Below are 255 nucleotides of genomic sequence, written 5' to 3'. Positions count from 1 at the left end.
AGGTGTCGGTGGGCAGGTAGTCCACGTAGCGGCGCGGCATGCCCTCGTTGCCCAGCCAGTGCTGCACCAGGAACGTGCCGTGGAAGCCGATGAAGGTCAGCCAGAACTGCAGCTTGCCCAGCCGCTCATCCATCATCCGGCCGCACATCTTGGGGAACCAGAAGTAGATGCCGGCGTAGGCGGCGAACACCACGGTGCCGAACACCACGTAGTGGAAGTGGGCGACCACGAAGTAGCTGTCCGAGACGTGCCAGT

1 protein-coding gene is annotated in these 255 nt (G+C 63.5%); it reads right to left on the bottom strand.

From position 1 onward, the window contains the following. Nucleotides 1-255 (bottom strand): cbb3-type cytochrome c oxidase subunit I (locus tag RM425_RS21825; RefSeq protein WP_311347281.1); only part of this gene is annotated, 255 nt, incomplete at both ends.

Source organism: Blastococcus goldschmidtiae (assembly GCF_031845325.1).
GTDB classification, from domain to species: Bacteria; Actinomycetota; Actinomycetes; order Mycobacteriales; family Geodermatophilaceae; genus Blastococcus; species Blastococcus goldschmidtiae.
The sequence above is the reverse complement of the archived record's forward strand: the minus strand, read 5'-3'. Positions and strand labels throughout refer to the sequence as shown.